Origin of the sequence: Fluviicola sp., assembly GCF_039596395.1 — a bacterium.
Classification (GTDB): domain Bacteria; phylum Bacteroidota; class Bacteroidia; order Flavobacteriales_D; family Crocinitomicaceae; genus Fluviicola.
The window spans coordinates 1694701-1712865 of record NZ_JBCNJT010000001.1 but is presented as its reverse complement, the minus strand read 5'-3'; the positions used below and the strand labels follow the sequence as shown (position 1 = coordinate 1712865).

Genomic DNA, 18165 nt, shown 5'->3' with positions numbered 1-18165 from the left:
TTTTTTTTAACTACTTTTAAACGTTCATGCAACTCTTTTTTTAAGAAAGGAGTCTAGAATTACGAATCGCAAACTATAAACATGAAAAAAACAATATTCTCCACGATTGTTTTTCTTGGAGCAAGTTTAGCCTACGGGCAGAATTTGAGCAAGGATGCAAGCAAGCCAGCCACGGCACAAGAGCCGGTTGTCTCTAAAGAAATGCAGGAATATGCTGCAAAGAACGGGACTTATATCATTGCCCGTCCTAAAGGAAAAGAGCTAACGGTGAACGGTGAAATCACGTCTCAAAAAGCGAAATTGGTTGACCCTGCGGCTATGGGGATTAAAATTACCGACAGAACCCAGTATTACGGGATCACAGGTACGACTGATTTATTGGTGGTAAAATCCACCTGGGTTCTTGATAATGAAATGAAAACTCGTAAGAAATGAGAAATAAGCTATTGATCGCGATCGGGTCCCTTTTCCTGGGATCAGTTTCATACGGACAAATGATGACCATGTCTGATCCGGATTACGTTGGTGCAAACCAATTGGATTGTTCGGCATTGGGAGCAGGTGGTGTGAACTTTATTGACATGACAGGTAACTACTCTGCCAATTTTGACGATACCATTACTTTTTGTCCGGATTTGACACAAGGAACCAAAGTTTCCATTGCTTTTGCTACGAATATCGGTTACGAATTTGACATTCACCCGTCGGATACCCTTTATATTTATGACGGACCGAATACTTCAGCACCTTTGCTTGCTGCTACCAACTCGGCGGTAAACCCTACGGGAGCAAACTGGCAGGCAAGTTTTGAGAATAACCCGAGCGGATGTCTGACAGTGCGATTCAAAACAGACGGCGCCAATGACGGAACAGGATGGATTGCCAAAGTTGCCTGTGGTAACCTGGCTCAACCTTACTATCCTCACCTGGAAGCTTACGTGAACGGGAATCCTCAAAACGTTTTGAACCCGATTGATACCGGTTATGTAAACGTATGTTTGGGTGACAGTATTTTATTTGTTGCAAAACCTTTATTCCCTTATTCTTTGGAGTCAACGGGTTACGGGTACTCTCAGAATTTGGACAACATCAATTACAACTGGACGATTTCTAACGTAGGACCATTAGGGATCAGCAATGATTCAGTTTGGTTTGTTCCTACTGCGCGCCAGGGATATTTTGTGGATTTGAAAATGACTGATCAATTCCCTCAATTGAAAGGAATTACTGCAAAAGTGCGTGTTTCGATTTTACCGTCTTTTGCTACTGCAGGGCCACTTGAGGATACTATTTGTATCGGTACGCCAACGGATTTGATCGGAGGGGTAACAGCACAGGATACTGCCGGTGTGGAAGTACCGGGCGGAGAATTTACGATCGGCGGAAGTTTTGCCGGTTTGACTTTTCTTCCGGATGGAAACGGACAACTTTATGAAACAACTATTAACATTTCCGGATTAGGTTCGGGTACAGTAACTCAACCATCCGATATTTCTTCTATTTGTCTGGACATCGAGCATTCCTTTATCGGGGATTTGGAAATTACATTGACCTGTCCGAACGGAACCATGGTTTCATTGATGAATACTTATAATGGTTTTGGTGGAGGTGAACTTGTTCCAAACGGTTGTTCAGGTGGAGGAATTTCCCTGGGTAGCGATACGGATACTGACGGTGGTGCTCCGGGATCTCCGGTTGAAACATACTGTTTCAGTTTTGTGAATCCGGATTTCGGTACTATTTGTGCCAATTTGGGAAATACCTATAGCAACCCTTCCGGAAATACAGCAATGATTCCGGGAACTTATACACCCGACGGAGACTTCAATGACTTCATCGGATGTCCGTTGGACGGAAACTGGACGATTTCCGTACAGGATAACCAGGGGATTGATGACGGGTATATTTTCCAGTGGGGAATTGTATTCGATGCATCTTTGTACCCGAATTTCGAAACATACCAAAACTATTATGTAGACGGTTTCTGGAGTCCTTCTCCGAATATTGTTTCCGGACAGAACGATACATTAGTTGTTGTTCAGACTACAGCACCGGGACACAGTTACTATACTTATAATGTAGTGGATGATTTCGGTTGTGCTTACGATACTACTTTCGATATCTTCAGCTTGCCGTTACCGATCATTTTCCCGGATACCATTGCTTGTGATATGACTTACCAGGTAACCGGTACTCAGGCATACGCAGGAGGTGTTTGGAGTGCTACTCCGGCAGGATTGAACTTCAGTTCTACAACGAATAATAACCCCCTGATTACGACCAATACAGCCGGAACGTATACCGTTTCGTATATTGATAATGCATGTAGTGATACGGTCACCTCGACGATCATCTTCCCGCCTTATCCTCAGATATTCAACGATACGCTTCTCTGTGGTGATCAATTCAATGTGACGGGTACGCTCGTTTATCCGACAGGAGGACATTGGTCGGCGGTTTCACCGGAGGTTATTTTCCTTCCGGAGGATACAACAACAAATCCGATCATTACGGCTACTACGAGCGGAACATATACCGTGACGTTTACCGATAATGTATGTAACAACTCCACTTCAGCACAGGTAACTCTGTTCTTGTTGCCGGATATCTTCCCGGATACATCTACTTGTAATTTCATCTACAATGTTTCCGGAACAGTTGCTGCAAACGGCGGTGTTTGGTCAAGTGCCGATACGAATATTCACTTCATGCCGAGTGCGAACGTATTGAATCCCGTCATAACCTCGAGTATACCGGGAACGTTCCAGGTCACCTTTACGGATAACCAGTGTAATACTTCGGTGACTTCCGATATCGAATTCATTAATTACGCTTACGTAAACACAGTGGATACCGTAATCTGTATCGGATCAACGATCGTTACTTCCTGTGGAGTTTATCCTCAAAACGATACATACGTTTGGAGTGATGGTACGGTTGGACATGATATAACGGTAGGGCCGGGAGTTTATACCGTAACTGCCTCGAATGAATGTAACTCGCATTCTTCGACCATGACAATCGGAGGGAAGGTTTGTTACATTACCGCACCGAACATCATCGTGCTTTCGTCTACAGTAGGTAACAATAAATTCTACCTGGATTACGACGGAGTTGATAAGTTTGAGATTTCCATCGTCAACAGATGGGGTAACCTGATCACGGAATACAGCGATCCGGGTGCTGCATGGGACGGAAGAAACATGAACGGTGAAGTAGTTAGTGAAGGAGTTTACTTCTACAAGTTTAAAGCAAGACTACTGACAGGTGAAGAAGTAGAACAACAAGGATTTGTTCAAGTCTTCCACTAAAAATAAATGATGTTAAAAGGCTCTGTGAAAACAGGGCCTTTTTTAATTTTGCAGGATTCAGAAATGATGCAAACAGAGTATTAAATATTACAGTAGTTACAGATGGAAAAACGCATTAAAGTAGGCGTTAACGGATTCGGAAGAATAGGACGTTATTTCAGCAGACTGGCTTTGGCAAACCCGCAAATTGAATTGGTAGCGGTCAACGATCTGGCCCCGATCGGAACATTGGTCCATTTATTAAAGTATGATTCCGTTCACGGACGTATGCACGATGATTTGGAGATAAACGGTAACGAACTGATCTATAACAAAACTCAGAAGATATCCTTTTTGCAATACAAAACCCCGGGAGAAATTCCATGGGGAGATTTGGGAGTAGATGTGGTGATTGAATCTACCGGATTGTTCCTGACATCAGAAGCAGCCGGGCAACATTTGAAATCAGGAGCGAAACGCGTTATTTTGAGCGCTCCATCTGTTGGAGAGGATGTGTTGACAGTTGTTCTGGGTGTAAATGATCATCTGATAACGGAAGAACATACTATTATCAGTAATGCTTCCTGCACCACCAATTCAGTTGCCCCGATGGTGGCTGTGCTGAAAGAATTTTGTGAGATCGAAGAAGCATATATTACCACGATCCACAGTTACACGACCGATCAGCGTTTGCACGACAGTCCGCATAAAGATCTGCGAAGAGCAAGAGCCGCGGCACAGAGTATTGTACCTACATCAACCGGGGCCGCAAAAGCAATTACGCGTATTTTCCCGGAATTGGAGGGGAAGATGGGAGGATGCGGCATGCGTGTTCCCGTTCCGGATGGTTCGTTGACGGATCTGACGGTGATTGTCCGCAAAAATCCTCCGACAGTGGAACAAATCAATGCTGCTTTCCTGGAAGCCTCGAATACACACCTGAAAGGAATTCTGCGTTACACGAATGACCCGATTGTTTCCGTAGATATCCTGGGAGATCCGAATTCCTGCATTTTTGACAGTGAATTGACTTCCGTAATCGGGAATATGGTGAAAGTTGTCGGATGGTATGATAATGAAGCGGGTTTTTCAAACCGCTTGATTGATTTGGTGTTGAAAATTGGGTAAACAATATTTTTATAACCATTGTAAACAAACAAGGGGCGATCAATCGCCCCTTGTTTGTTTATGAATTTCTGTTTTACATTTTCAATACCCATGCACCCGGCACAGACCCCTGAATGTTTGCCGCTTCGGCAGTTGCTTCATTCAAAGTTGCAAATCCTTTTACGCTAACGCGGTACATGCCGCTGTTCATGGTAACGGAAGCTTCCGCAAAGCCTTTGGATTGAAGTTTTGCAGCTAACCGGTTGGCATTTGCTTCAGAACCGAACGAACCTGCGATAATGTGGAAGTGTTTCGAACCGTCAAAGCTGGCTGTAGAACCTGTGTTTTGAGGTTTTGGTTTGCTCACCGGTTTTTTATTTACCGTTACTTCAACCTTTGGTTTCGGAGTCGGTTTTGGGGCCGGTGTTTCCTTCTTAGGAGCAAGTGTCACGGTTTTCTTCGGTTCTTTAACCGGTTTCTCAGCCGGAAGCTGGTCTTCCACAATCTGGACCTGGTCTTCAGGAATGGGTTCTGCCTCAGTGCCGGAATCCGCATTTGCATCTGCATCTTCCTCCAATTGTTTCACATCTTCGCTTCCTTTGGCTACATCGTCGTTTTCACCTGCAAGATCTGCCAAAATCGGGAAGTCTTTTTTCAAACTATCAAATTGGATAGCAATGAAAGTTCCGGCTCCCAGTATTAGTACCAGGAATCCCCATAAGATATAAGCGAATACAGAAGTCTTCTTTTTTTCTTTCGGAGCTTTCGGTTCTTTCACCGGGTCTTTTTTTGCAGCCGGTTTTACAGGCTCTTTTTTAGGTTCTTCTTTCTTTGGTGTTTCAACTACAGGAGGAACGATTTTCTCCACTTTCGGTTGCTCGGCTTTTGGAGTAGTTTCGATCGGCTTTTTCGGTTCTTCTTTAACCGGATTTGCCGGTGTTTCAACTACCGGAGGAATGATTTCCTGATTCTTCGGTTCTTCTGCCTTCGGAAGGGCTGTTTCTGTTTTTTTGGTTTCTTCGACTACCGGAGGAATTTCCACTTTTGGTTCCGGTTTTACCGGTTCAACTGCTGGTGTAACGGGCTTTTCAACCACTGCTTCCTGTTTCGGAGCCTCAGCCGGCTTTTGTTCTGTAGCAGCAGAAGACCACGCTTCGAATGCAATTTCTCCGTCCACTTTCACAAAGCGACCGAATTGGTACATGTCGTAGGAATTTCCTTTATCCAGCTCCGCTGTAACTTCACGAACAAACCTGGAAATCATGTTCGAGGCCTCGTTCTTTTCGATTTTTTCTTTTTCGGCAATGTGGTTGGCTAGTGTACCGTCGTCAAACTTCAAATAAGGCATAAACAAGATCTCGCCGGTAGCTTCGTTGGTGACGGTAAGCGCGCCAAGCCCCGGAATAATCAGTGTTTTGACCTCTCTTAATAGTTGCAGTAAGTAATTGTTCATGGTACGAAGTTTTGTTCTAATTTACACTTTTATCCAAATATGGATGAAAAAGTCATACGATCTTTTAAACGGACTCCTTTTTCTGTCTGTTCTACGGTGCAGCACTCATTCACGCTGTCGTGTTCCAAAAACAACACAAACTCGCGGTTAGCGGCATTATCCAGGAAACGACCTTTTTCTCCCAACGTAATCAAAGGCCGCGTATCATAACCCATCACATAGGGCAGGGGAATGTGCCCGGTGCTGGGCAATAGGTCTGCCATGAAAACCAGGGTTTTGTCCTGGTAGTGAATGTGTGGGATCATCATGCTTTCCGTATGTCCGTCAACGAATAGTACATCGAAATTATTGAAGACCGATTTGGTATAATCACCGGTGCGTTCCACGAATTTTAATTGACCGCTTTCCTGCAATGGCAGGATATTTTCACTTAGAAAAGAGGCTTTTTCGCGTGCATTGGGTTCTGTTGCCCATTTCCAATGGTTTTCCGTACTCCAGTAAGTTGCATTTTTGAAAACTGTTTCCAGTTTGGTGCGATCTGAGTTCCATTTAACCGCTCCGCCGCAATGATCGAAATGCAGATGTGAAAGAAACACATCCGTGATCTGGTCCAGTCCGAATCCGAGTTTGTTCAGGCTTTGTTCCAGGGTTTTCGTATCTGCCAGGTAATAGTGCGAAAAGAACTTTTCCGTTTGCTTATCGCCAATTCCGGTGTCGATCAAAATTAACCGGTTTCCGTCCTCAATCAAAAGGCAGCGCATGGACCAGGTGCATAAATTGTTTTCGTCTGCCGGATTTGTTTTTGACCAAAGGCTTTTCGGCACTACTCCGAACATGGCTCCTCCGTCCAGTTTAAAGGTACCTGTTTCAATAGGGTAAATTTTCATCTTCTTTAATTTCAGTGTGTTAAATCTGATTATGTGGCAGATTCTCTACAGCGAACTAAAAATAGAAAATTCGGGGAGTTTAGCTTCAAAAATTCCGAAAATAATTCAGGGTATCTTTTCCGAATACAACCGATTTTACAGGAGTTTTGCAAAGAACAGGAGCCCGCAACCCTGTTTTGAATTCATTTCTACCCGTGATTACCAATGCTTCGTCCCATACATGGGATCCGATGAAACGTGTGAGTGTGTTTCCTCCGCCTTCAATAAGAACAGCATTGATATTTTGCAGGTATAATTTTTCAAGTACGGATTCCGGACTGAGATCGTCCATCCTGATGTAGCGAACTTCGTTTATTTGATGTTCTTCCTGAAGATTAAATACCCAAGTTGGCATTCCGTCGGTGAAAACAGTTGCGTTTTTCGGGGCCTGTAAATGGGGGTCGATTACGATTCTGAGCGGATTTGGTCCATTGAAAGCGCGTGTGGTGAGCGACGGATTATCGTTTTGAATGGTTCGCCAACCCACTAAAATAGCTTGTTCGGTACAGCGCAGTTGGTGTGTAATGACTTGCGTTTCGGGTTGGGAAATCCAGTTGATTCCGGTTTCCGGATTTTCAGAACGGTCTAAATCCATGAAACCATCTACCGTTTGAGCCCATTTTAAGGTAATGTAAGGGCGTTTTTTAGTGTGAAAGGTAATGAACCGCTTGTTCAATTCGCGTGCTTCTTTTTCCAGGATTCCGCAATCAACCTGTATTCCCGCGTTTCTTAGTTTTTCAATCCCTCTTCCGGAAACTTCTGAGAACGGATCGATTTGAGCAATTACTACGCGTTTGAACGCATGCCGGATCAGCAAATCTGCGCACGGTGGCGTTTTTCCGAAATGGGAGCAAGGTTCCAGCGTGACGTAAATCGTAGCTTCTTTCAACACCGATTGGTCTTTAACGGAATTGACTGCATTCACCTCTGCATGCGCTTCTCCGTATTTTTGATGGTATCCTTCGCCAATAATCTGATCATCGAGCACAATCACCGCTCCAACCATCGGATTGGTTTTCGTTGCGACACCGGCCAGTTTTGCCAGCTGCAAAGCACGAAGCATGTATTTTTCGTCGGAAGTCATTTGGTAAAATTACAAATTCCTGATGGATAACCAGGGCTTCGGCATCTCGACTCCGCTCGATGATCGAAGCTCATCCACTTCGACACTTGATTTGTTGAAAAAAGGTAACTGAGCGGAGTCGAAGTTACCTTTTCAATGATTACTTTAGACTTAAACAAACTACTTTGGAAAAAATTACTTCTTACAAACCTTTGTGGTCTTTGCCGGTAATTGTTGCGGCGCTTGGCTACTTCGTAGACATTTACGATCTGCTTCTCTTTGGAATTGTTCGCGTTCCCAGTTTGCAAGGCCTTGGTTTTGATGAAAAAGAAATTACGCATGTCGGAACGCTGATCGTGAACTGGCAAATGGGTGGTTTGCTTTTAGGCGGAATTGTGTGGGGAATTCTTGGCGACAAGAAAGGACGATTGTCGGTGCTTTTCGGATCCATAGTAATGTATTCCCTGGCGAATGTGATGTGCGGATTCCTGCCTTATTTCCCCAATGATAAAGAAAACCTGACGTATTTGTATGTGGCTTTGCGCTTCATTGCAGGAATCGGGTTGGCCGGAGAGTTGGGAGCAGGAATTACGCTGGTTTCCGAAGTTTTGCCCAAAGAATTGCGTGCGTTGGGAACTTCGCTGGTGGCAGGAATTGGCCTTTCGGGAGCTGTGGTAGCGAATCTGACCGTTAAATTGACCCCCGATTGGAACATCGCTTATTTTATCGGTGGCGGCATGGGAATCGGTTTGCTTTTACTGCGAATCGGGGTATTGGAATCCGGGATTTTCAATGAAACAAAGAAACGGGAAGTGAGCCGTGGAAATTTCCTGATGTTCTTTACGAACTGGAACCGCTTCTGGAGATATATCCGTTGCATAGGAATCGGACTTCCTACCTGGTTTTGTATCGGGATCCTGGCTATGTTCGGGAATGTTTTCGGAGAAGCTTTGGGTATCAAAGAAGGGATCAATCCGGGTGACGCGATCATGTGGGGCTATATCGGGATTTCAGCGGGTGATATTTTCAGTGGAGTATTGAGCCATTGGCTAAAATCGCGCCGCAAATCGATTCTTTGGATGATGGCTTTTACGCTGATCAGTGTTGTTTGGATTCTTTCCGGTACCATTCATTCTGCCGGCATGTATTATTTCATGTGTTGCTGGTTTGGATTCGGGACAGGTTACTGGGCCATGTTCGTAACGATAGGAGCAGAGCAATTCGGAACGAATATCCGTTCTACTGCCGCTACAACCATCCCGAATATGGTGCGCGGAACGGTAATTTTGATGACCATCGGGTTTGAATCGCTGACAGGAGCGGGCTATGCCGTTTTGGTTGCTGCCGGAATTGTTGGTTTTATTGCTTTCGCCATCGGAATTTACAGTACTTGGAGTATTCCGGAGACCCACGGAAGGGATTTGGACTTTGTGGAAGTCGATTCCTACCAGGATAAGGGCTTAATTGACCAATAATTTATATCTTCAGGCATTATTCTCTAAAAGAAATTCTTCGATGGAAGTTGATTTGAACGCGAAACCCGCAAAACCGAAACCGTGGTACAGAGCCTTGTATTTTCAGGTAATTGTTGCAATTGTAATCGGTATTTTGCTTGGACATTTTAACCCGGATCTCGGAAAGAAAATGCAGCCGCTTGCCGATGGTTTTATCAGCTTGATTAAGATGATCATTGCGCCGGTTATTTTCATAACTATAACCGTTGGAATCGCTTCCATGAACGATTTGAAAAAAGTGGGAAGGGTTACCGGGAAAGCGTTTATTTATTTTATTACTTTCTCCACGCTGGCGCTGATTATAGGGATGGTAGTCAGTAACCTGCTTCGTCCGGGAGACGGGTTTAATTTCGATCCTTCTTCGGTGGCAAAAACCAGTGAAGAGGCGGCCAAACTCAGCGGTTACCAGGCTTCCGCGCATGAACACTCATTCACACAATTTATTTTGGACATTATCCCGAAAACTTTCATGAGTGCACTGACCGGAGATAATATCCTGCAGGTGTTGTTTGTGGCCATTATGTTCGGAATCGGGTTGTCTTTAACAGCTGAAAAGAGCAAGCCGGTAATCGATTTCTTCCAGGCTTTGACTTATCCGATCTTTAAAATCGTGGAAATCCTGATGAAAGTCGCGCCCATCGGAGCATTCGGTGCTATGGCATTTACGGTCGGAAAAACAGGAATTCAAAGTTTGAATAAACTGGGAGAACTCGTTTTGACTTTTTATGGAACGTCGGCATTTTTCGTCATTGTAGTATTGGGCCTGGTCGCCCGTTACAATGGTTTCAGTATTTTCAAACTAATCCGGTATATCAAAGAGGAGATTTTCCTGGTTTTCGGAACCAGTTCTTCGGAACCGGCTTTGCCCGGAGTGATTAAAAAACTCGAAGCAGCAGGGTGTTCCAGCCAGGTGGTCGGGTTGGTTATACCGACCGGCTATTCCTTTAATCTGGATGGTACGAATATTTACATGACGTTAGCTGCTTTGTTTATTGCACAGGCTTGTAATGTGGAATTAACCTTGTCCCAACAGCTTACACTATTGCTGGTAGCCATGTTGAGTTCGAAAGGAGCAGCAGGAGTTTCCGGTGCCGGATTTATTACGCTGGCAGCCACACTGGCTGTCTTCCCGAAAGTACCCATTGAAGGAATGACCCTGATTTTCGGCGTGGATAAGTTCATGTCGGAGTGCCGTGCTTTGACAAATTTTATCGGCAATGCCGTTGCAACGATCGTTGTGGCTCGCTGGGAGAAACAACTGGATCCGGAAGCGCTGAAGAAGGCGCTCAAGTAATTATCAGGTGTTTAATGATCAATGATCAAGGAGAATCTATCAAAGAACTTGATCATTAAATTTTGATAATTGATAATTAGTCGTACTTTTAGGCTATTAGAATCTCTTATTAAATAGCATTTACTAAAACCCGCCAGGGTTATCGGCTTCTTCGAAGAGGCTGAACGAATTTTTTGTACCTATTTAATAAGAAAATCATGAAACAAGATAAAATCGCCGTGATTGGCGGAACAGGAAAATCAGGAACTTACCTGGTTCAGGAATTAATGCGTCGAAGTATTCCGGTTAAACTCCTATTACGAACAAGTTCTTCCTTTGAAACGGACAACCCGTTGATTGAAATTGTTCGCGGAGATGCCCGCGATTATGAAGCAATCCACAAACTTTTGGAAGGTTGCATTGCAGTAATCAGTACCCTGGGACAGCCAAAAGGCGAACGTTCCATTTTCAGTGATGCGACCGGGAATATTCTTCGGGCAATGAAAGCACACGGAATCAATCGCTACCTGGTTACAACCGGGTTGAATGTGAATGCGCCCGGTGATGCGAAAAATGAACAGACACGTATGGCAACGGAATGGATGTACCAAAACTTTCCGGAAACCACGAAAGACAAACAGGCCGAATATGAATTATTGGCCGGAAGCAATGCAGATTGGACCATGGTCCGGCTTCCGCGGATCATTCAGACGGAAGAACATTTTCCGGTAAAGGTCGATTTGAAAGATTGTCCGGGAGAAAAGATCAGCGCCGCCGATTTGGCCTGTTTCCTGGCAGACCAGCTTTCGGGCGAGGAATATATCCGGAAAAGTCCGTTTCTAGCGAATAGCTAGCCTTTTACCGCAAAGAAAAGAAGGACGCGAAGAGGAATTCAAACTTTTGCGTTCTTTGACTCTTTGCGGTTAATTATCAATCCAAATTGCCTTATAAAATTGCGAATTTCATCTTAACTTCTTCATCCGGAATTAGAAAAGATAGCATCCTACCCGCAACCCCAAATTTAAGTTGAGCCAGGTTTTTTCTCCCGGAATAAGCACCAAATAAAGGGATTGTGAGTCGCCGCCCTTTACCAGCCTGTCGAAATCGTGATGGGTTTCAAAGGAAGATTTGACATCCCTGAAGCGAATTCCCAGGCCGGCATAAGCACTCACAACTATTCCACGATAGTTATTTACGAGTTTGTATTCGTAATTGAGACTGATACAATTCACGATTTTCCGGGTGTAGACAGTGATCGGTATGTCCGGTTCTTCCACGTAAGCATCGTGGTATTCGAACGATTGCTTTTTGTAAAAATAGCTAATGGAAATCAGGGAGTTTGAATGCGGGAAACGGTATTTAAGCCTGAAATCGAGGTTTCCGCCTTTCATGTTTTTCAAGCTGTTGAAATTCCGGAAATATCCGCCGCCATCCGCTGAAACGTAGAAACTCTTTGTCAAACGTATCTCAGTGCCCAATTTGTAACAGGAACCGTTGTTGAAATCCAGTAAGGCAAGCGGAGCAATTTGAAGTGCCATTCTTCCTTTTTTCGGAATGGAGTCTGCTGCTGCAACTTTAGAAAATCCCAGCAGGAAAAGCAAAAAAAGCCCTATGAACCGAATAGCTCTCATCTTTAATCCAAATAATCCTTCGGATACAATTTCTGGCCGTACTTTTCAGCTGTTTGGTTGGCAAAAGCAATTTGTTCCGGAGTTGGCGGAATGGGATCGGGCAGCGTGCCGGAAGGAATTTTCCGTCCTGCTTCTTCAAAGAATAGGTCCAGTCCGGAAGGAGCAACTATACACAGTAAACGCGCATTTACCGAGGCGGTGTTTTTAAAACAATGCACGGGTCCGTCCAGGGGAATATGCACCAGATCGCCTTGTTTTGCAGGAATCCGGTTTTCTTTGGTAATCATTTCAACTTCACCTTCCAATATATAGAAACATTCCTGGAATCCTTTATGCTCGTGCGGAACCGGACCGGCATTGGGTGGTACCAGCATTTCGATGATTGCTAACCGGCCTTCCGACCGCTGACTGTTTAGCAGGATATTGTAGGCAGAAGCACCGATTGCTATAGTTTCTACAGCTTGTTTATTGGTGATCCGGATTTCTTTTGAGCTCATGACCGTTTTCCTTTGAAGTACGCGTATATAGCCATCGCATGACCGTGGCCCAAATCATATTCTTCTTTCAGCCAGTCTACGATCTGACCGGCTTTTATTTCGGCCAATAATCTTCCGTCCTTCAAAAATCCCTTTTCCTGAGCCAGTGTTTGAAGTTCTTCAGCCGTTTTCCCGGTTTTCGATTTGATATTGTCCAGATATGCTTGAAATGACATGCGATCGAATTTACAAGATTTGGATTAAAGGTAGGAATTCTTACTTCAACTCCTCCAAAGCCTTCTTTGTTCCGATGGCTGCTGTGATGTAATCGATTTCACGTTTCGGTGAGCGGGCAGGAGAGTGGCTTCTGCCGTAGAAAATGATTTGCAAATGCAGTTTGTTCCACAATTCGCGCGGGAAAAGCTTCTTGGCATCACGCTCGGTTTCTTCTACATTTTTACCGCTCGTTAATCCCCAGCGTGTCATCAAACGGTGAATATGCGTATCTACCGGGAAAGCCGGAACACCGAATGCCTGTGACATCACAACCGATGCGGTTTTGTGACCAACTCCCGGCAATGCTTCCAGTTCTTCAAAAGTTTGCGGTACTTCTCCGTTGTGTTTATCGATGATCAAATGGGACAAATCGTAAATGGCCTGCGATTTCCGGGGAGAAAGTCCACAAGGTTTGATGATGTCCCGGATTTCTTCTACCGATAATTTGATCATGTCCTGCGGGCGGGAAGCGCGTTTGAATAAAATCGGTGTAATTTTGTTGACACGTTCGTCGGTGCATTGTGCTGACAATAAAACAGCTATCAGTAAGGTATATGCATCCCAGTGATCCAGCGGAACAGGAGTTTCCGGGTAGCATTTTTCCAATTCATCAATTACATACTGCGCTTTTTCTTTTTTTGTCATGGTGAACAAAATTAATGAAATCCATGAAACAGTGGGCACGCGATTAATCGCGTGCCCACTGTTTTAATTAATGTACTACAAAATGAACTGTTTTGGTTGCGGTATGACCTTCATGATCCAAAGCAGCCACCACTTCCAGCTTCAAAGGCGTGTAAACAGTGTAAGTATGTGTTACCGCCTGGTTGATCGTGAAATTGGCCACGTGATCATCAATGTCGTGCTGGTAAACGATAGAATCGTTTATGGCATTCGTAACAGTAACCTGGTATCCGTGAAGATTCCCGGTTCCTACGATGTTTCCTGTTACCGAGAAATTCCCCTGGATGGTATCGTTCTCGTTCGGAGAAGTAACGGTAATCACCGCAGTCGGATGATCTTCGTGTTCCGTACTGTCATCTGTGGATTTGTCTTTTTTACAGGCAGTAAAAACGGTCAGACTACCTGCAAGAATTGTTAGAATAAAAAAAGATTTCATATCAATTGAAAAAATAATTAAGTGAAAGACTAAATGCTGTTTTTTGGTGGGAGTTTCCGTCTCCCAGGTTTTGAGCAATCGGAATGTGGTAATTTCCTTGGATAACCCACGAATTGAATTGCACCGATGTTCCAACAATTCCGGTTAATACCTGTCCCTGGGTTGGAGAACTGGAAATCGCTTTCCGGTTCAGGTAATCGACCCCGCTCCAGGAATATTGTGTTCCGGCATAAATTCCCCACGTCCTGAATTTGTATTGCCCGAATAAACTGGCGCTGAACAACGATCCCGGAATGTATTGGTACTTATTTTCTCCGCGTAAAACGTACTGAGCGGTTTGTACGACGCTCCATTTTTTCTTTTGGAAGAAAAATGAATTCTGGAACACGGCGTCAAACGTTCCGGTTCCCGGATACAGGTACAGGTCTACGTCGTTTGGCTGGGTGAATTTCCCCACCGGACTTTTTACTCCTGCACCCACAATCCAGCGAAATCGCCGTGTTTGCAGACTGTCTTGCTTGTCGAAGAGGAAGAAGTTGACCATCAACGTCGGGTCTCCCAACCCGTTCTTTTGCGAAGTAGTATCGTCTGCAACGTGTTTGTTAAAGCCAATAGGAAGGGAAAGCTGCAGCTGCCATCTTCTGGAAATCCGCAGTTGTCCCGTTACATCCAATCGCTGAAAATAATCCGTGCTGTGTTCGATACCGTTCCCGAAAACTTCCGGGTGCTGGCTTTTGTACAGACGGTATTGATAATTGAGCCCGATACTCGTTCGGTTGCCTTGTGCCAGTGTTCCCAAACCATGTGTGGAGTTAAACGCCCCGCAGCCGCAGACGTCACAGGACAGCGCAGTTTGGTACACAACAAGACACACGAAAAAGAAGAAACTTTTTTTCATGATGCTGTATTACTAATTTCTAAAAAGGAATTGTACCGACGAAAGCCCATTTCTTATGGCACGCAGATTCTGCAGATGTACGCAGAGCGAGATCCATACAATGAAAAGCTTCATTCAATACGAATGATTCATCGAAATGCTTTATTAATTTTCTTGCAACGGGATAGATTAAACATCTGATTTGAAAAAATCAGCCGAATATCTACCTGTGATAAAATAATTCCAGCAATGCAATGAAATAAAATTATCCGACAGCGGGCGGATGGAAAACGGGACCTGAAAAGGAAACCAGTTTGGTGTTTTGATAGAAGAAAGTGCTCGTTTTTTCTGATAGGAATTCGATAGTATTTGCTTCAAAAGCCGTAATAACGGGTGAGTCTGTGTTCCAGACATTTTCCTTCAGCTTCAGAGGCATTTTTGGAACAGTCTGATTTTTCTTTTCTTCCTGTTCCAGTTTTTTCAGTTGTTTGGCCAAAAAGCATTTCCCGTCACAATGAAGCATCGGTTTTTTCTTATTGACACAATATTTGGCTGCGAGTTCGACCTGGTTGTTGTAGAACCAAACGTTCCATGAGAATGCTGCAATATCCTTCCAAAGCAAGGCTATTACGAAAATGATACTCAATATGCCCGCAGCTCTTTTCAAATCGTCATTAGTAAATCGAAGGGAAAGCTGTCGGGTCTGCTTCGTTCATGATGGAATAAGCTGTCTCAACAATATCGTCAATACTTGGTTTGGAGAAATAATCCCCGTCCGTTCCGTAAGCCGGTCTGTGATCTTTCGCGCTTAATGTTACCGGAGCAGAATCCAAATGAACATATCCACCTTGTTTTACCAGGATCTGGTCTAACAGGAATGCAGTTGCACCTGAACTCACATCTTCGTCAACGATCATCAAACGGTTTGTTTTCTTTAAAGATTCAGCAACCATTCCATTGATATCGAAAGGAAGCAGCGTTTGTGCATCGATCAGTTCCACCGAAATGCCCAGTTCTGTCAATGATTTGGCAGCCACTTCACACAAGTTGAAGGTTGAACCGTAAGAGACGATCGTTAAATCTGTTCCTTCCGTTACAATCTCCGGAACTCCGAGTGGCGTAGTGAAGCTTCCGATATTGGTTGGCATGGCTTCCTTGATGCGGTATCCGTTCAATGGTTCAATCACCAAAGCCGGTTCGTCTGCTTGCATTAATGTATTGTAGAAACCTGCTGCTTTAGTCATATTTCTTGGAACGCACACGTGAACCCCACGAATGGAGTTGATGATCATTCCCATCGGGGAACCGCTGTGCCAGATTCCTTCCAAACGGTGTCCGCGCGTGGAAACGATCAACGGCGCTTTTTGTCCGCCTTTGGTTCTGTATTGTACCGTAGCGAGGTCATCCGACATGATCTGGATTCCGTAAAGCAAATAATCCAGGTATTGGATTTCTGCGATCGGACGCAATCCGCGCATCGCCATCCCGATTCCCTGACCGATAATGGTGCATTCACGAATTCCGACGTCAGAAACGCGCAATGTTCCGAATTGTTCCTGTAAACCTTCCAATGATTGGTTCACACCTCCGATTTTTCCGGCATCTTCACCGAAGATCAATGCTTCCGGGTGTTTTTCGAAGATTGCTTTGAAGTTGTCGCGTAAAATGATACGGCCATCTTCCATGTGTCCGCTTCCGTCATAAGTAGGAGCAACCGCTGTTACTTTCAATGCACTGTTTTCGGAATTGGAGTACAGATAGCTGCTGTAGCGGTCTGCATTGTTTTCAGTTTCCTGTTTCAACCAGGCAATCAATGCTGTTCTGGACGGCGTGTTTTCTTCACGGACCAGGCGCAATACTTTTCGAACGGTGTTGAAAATATCTTTGCGGATCGGGTTCATGGTTTTTTGAAGTGCTTCGATTTCTCTTCGAATGAAAATGCTGTTTGAGCTTTCACCGGCAAGGCTTTCCAAAACACTTACCGCGCGCTCCAAATCTTGTTTCAAATCCTGCGTAAACAAGGCCCAGGCCTCTTTCTTTTGTTCGTTTACGTAGTCTTTCGCTTCTTTGGCGATTTGTGCCAATTCTTCTTCCGTAGCCAGTTTTTGGCCGTCCGCATCAAAGTTCAGGATCCATTCCTTGAACTTGTTGATACAATCAAAGTCGGATTCCCACTGCAAACGTGCAGCATCTTTGTAACGCTCATGTGATCCCGAAGTAGAGTGTCCCTGCGGCTGGTTTACCTCTTTTACGTGTACCAGCACCGGAATGTGCTCTGTTCTCGCTAATTCTACGGCTTTTTCGTAGGTTTCACACAGATGTGCGTAATCCCATCCTTTGGTTACGAAGATCTCGTATCCTTTGGAATCTGCCGTGCGCTGCATTCCGCTCAGAGCTTCTGAAATGCTTCCTTTGGTTGTCTGGTGTTCACGTGGTACGGAAATCCCGTATCCGTCGTCCCAAACCGACATCACCATCGGTACCTGTAAAACTCCGGCAGCGTTGATGGTTTCCCAGAAAGGCCCTTCGGAAGTGGATGCATCACCGATTGTTCCGAAAGCAACTTCATTTCCTCCGTTGGAGAATTTTTTGAATGCTTCCAGGTCTTTCAACGTCGGGTGCTCACGGTATACTTTTGATGCCTGAGCCAATCCTAACAAACGCGGCATTTGCCCCGCAGTAGGAGAGATATCAGCAGATGAATTTTTTTGTTTTGTCAGGTCTTTCCAGTTACCGTTCTCATCCAGGTTACGCGTGGAAAAGTGTCCACCCATTTGGCGTCCTGCAGATTGCGGTTCGATGATTTCGTCGGTATGTCCGAATAATCCGGAGAAATACTCCCGTACATTCAACTGGTCAATGGCCATCATCAGGGTTTGGTCGCGGTAATATCCCGAGCGGAAGTCACCGTCTCTGAATTGTTTCGCCAGCGCAATTTGCGCCAATTCCTTTCCGTCGCCGAAAATTCCAAACTTTGCTTTTCCGGTAAGAACTTCTTTTCGCCCTAACAGAGAGGTTTCTCTGGAAATACTTGCCAGACGAAAGTCTTTCAATACTTCCGATCTGAAGGTATTAAAGTCAACTGCGATCAATTCTTCCTGGGGTGTTTGTGATGCCATAGCTTTGTTATAAAGTTGCACAAATATAGTGAATGTTACC

At 44.6% G+C, this 18165-nt stretch carries 17 protein-coding genes; 6 read left to right on the top strand and 11 right to left on the bottom strand.

The features are described from left to right. The first annotated feature begins 81 nt into the window (after positions 1-81). The 3 genes from ABDW02_RS07555 to gap all read left to right on the top strand — a co-directional run bounded on the left by ABDW02_RS07555 (position 82) and on the right by gap (position 4418). Entirely contained in the window at positions 82-435 is a 354-nt protein-coding gene (locus tag ABDW02_RS07555) for a hypothetical protein (protein WP_343633721.1), read from the top strand. Then, on the top strand, positions 432-3311 hold the full coding sequence (locus ABDW02_RS07550) for a proprotein convertase P-domain-containing protein (RefSeq protein ID WP_343633719.1): 2880 nt from the start codon (positions 432-434) through the stop codon (positions 3309-3311). The genes ABDW02_RS07555 and ABDW02_RS07550 overlap by 4 nt, the downstream gene beginning before the upstream one ends. Before the next feature lie 102 nt (positions 3312-3413). Further along, a complete protein-coding gene (gene gap, locus ABDW02_RS07545) occupies positions 3414-4418 on the top strand; it encodes a type I glyceraldehyde-3-phosphate dehydrogenase (RefSeq protein ID WP_343633717.1) in 1005 nt (334 codons plus the stop codon). A gap of 73 nt (positions 4419-4491) precedes the next feature. Here gap and ABDW02_RS07540 read toward each other — a convergent pair whose 3' ends face one another. The 3 genes from ABDW02_RS07540 to ribD form a co-directional block, all read right to left on the bottom strand. Next, the gene (locus ABDW02_RS07540; protein ID WP_343633715.1) at positions 4492-5850 is read right to left on the bottom strand and encodes an SPOR domain-containing protein; all 1359 of its coding nucleotides are present in this window, start codon (positions 5848-5850) and stop codon (positions 4492-4494) included. A gap of 29 nt (positions 5851-5879) precedes the next feature. Continuing rightward, complete coding sequence (locus tag ABDW02_RS07535) at positions 5880-6737, bottom strand: MBL fold metallo-hydrolase (RefSeq protein WP_343633713.1); 858 nt, start codon at positions 6735-6737, stop codon at positions 5880-5882. An 85-nt stretch (positions 6738-6822) separates the two neighbouring features. Further along, on the bottom strand, positions 6823-7860 hold the full coding sequence (ribD, locus tag ABDW02_RS07530) for a bifunctional diaminohydroxyphosphoribosylaminopyrimidine deaminase/5-amino-6-(5-phosphoribosylamino)uracil reductase RibD (RefSeq protein WP_343633710.1): 1038 nt from the start codon (positions 7858-7860) through the stop codon (positions 6823-6825). 164 nt (positions 7861-8024) lie between these two features. Between ribD and ABDW02_RS07525 the strand changes: the two genes are divergently transcribed. From ABDW02_RS07525 to ABDW02_RS07515, 3 genes are all read left to right on the top strand, one after another. Next, entirely contained in the window at positions 8025-9314 is a 1290-nt protein-coding gene (locus ABDW02_RS07525; protein ID WP_343633708.1) for an MFS transporter, read from the top strand. Between the two features lie 40 nt (positions 9315-9354). Then, positions 9355-10647, top strand: coding sequence for a dicarboxylate/amino acid:cation symporter (locus ABDW02_RS07520; protein ID WP_343633706.1), 1293 nt, complete (start codon positions 9355-9357; stop codon positions 10645-10647). A 197-nt stretch (positions 10648-10844) separates the two neighbouring features. After that, a complete protein-coding gene (locus ABDW02_RS07515) occupies positions 10845-11480 on the top strand; it encodes an NAD(P)H-binding protein (RefSeq protein WP_343633704.1) in 636 nt (211 codons plus the stop codon). Positions 11481-11612: 132 nt separating this feature from the next. Here ABDW02_RS07515 and ABDW02_RS07510 read toward each other — a convergent pair whose 3' ends face one another. From ABDW02_RS07510 to ABDW02_RS07475, 8 genes are all read right to left on the bottom strand, one after another. Next, the gene (locus ABDW02_RS07510) at positions 11613-12257 is read right to left on the bottom strand and encodes a hypothetical protein (RefSeq protein ID WP_343633702.1); all 645 of its coding nucleotides are present in this window, start codon (positions 12255-12257) and stop codon (positions 11613-11615) included. A 2-nt stretch (positions 12258-12259) separates the two neighbouring features. Beyond that, positions 12260-12754 (bottom strand): cupin domain-containing protein, encoded by a 495-nt coding sequence (locus ABDW02_RS07505; protein ID WP_343633700.1) that lies wholly within the window; start codon positions 12752-12754, stop codon positions 12260-12262. Beyond that, positions 12751-12969, bottom strand: a complete 219-nt coding sequence (locus ABDW02_RS07500; protein ID WP_343633698.1) for a DUF4287 domain-containing protein — start codon at positions 12967-12969, stop codon at positions 12751-12753. The genes ABDW02_RS07505 and ABDW02_RS07500 overlap by 4 nt, the downstream gene beginning before the upstream one ends. 40 nt (positions 12970-13009) lie before the next feature. Further along, the gene (gene nth / locus ABDW02_RS07495; protein WP_144331119.1) at positions 13010-13654 is read right to left on the bottom strand and encodes an endonuclease III; all 645 of its coding nucleotides are present in this window, start codon (positions 13652-13654) and stop codon (positions 13010-13012) included. Positions 13655-13721: 67 nt separating this feature from the next. Next, positions 13722-14129, bottom strand: a complete 408-nt coding sequence (locus ABDW02_RS07490) for a hypothetical protein (protein ID WP_343633693.1) — start codon at positions 14127-14129, stop codon at positions 13722-13724. A 1-nt stretch (position 14130) separates the two neighbouring features. Beyond that, complete coding sequence (locus tag ABDW02_RS07485; protein WP_343633691.1) at positions 14131-15027, bottom strand: hypothetical protein; 897 nt, start codon at positions 15025-15027, stop codon at positions 14131-14133. Between the two features lie 244 nt (positions 15028-15271). After that, positions 15272-15673, bottom strand: a complete 402-nt coding sequence (locus tag ABDW02_RS07480) for a hypothetical protein (protein ID WP_343633690.1) — start codon at positions 15671-15673, stop codon at positions 15272-15274. A 7-nt stretch (positions 15674-15680) separates the two neighbouring features. Beyond that, complete coding sequence (locus tag ABDW02_RS07475; protein ID WP_343633688.1) at positions 15681-18125, bottom strand: thiamine pyrophosphate-dependent enzyme; 2445 nt, start codon at positions 18123-18125, stop codon at positions 15681-15683. Positions 18126-18165 lie beyond the last annotated feature (40 nt).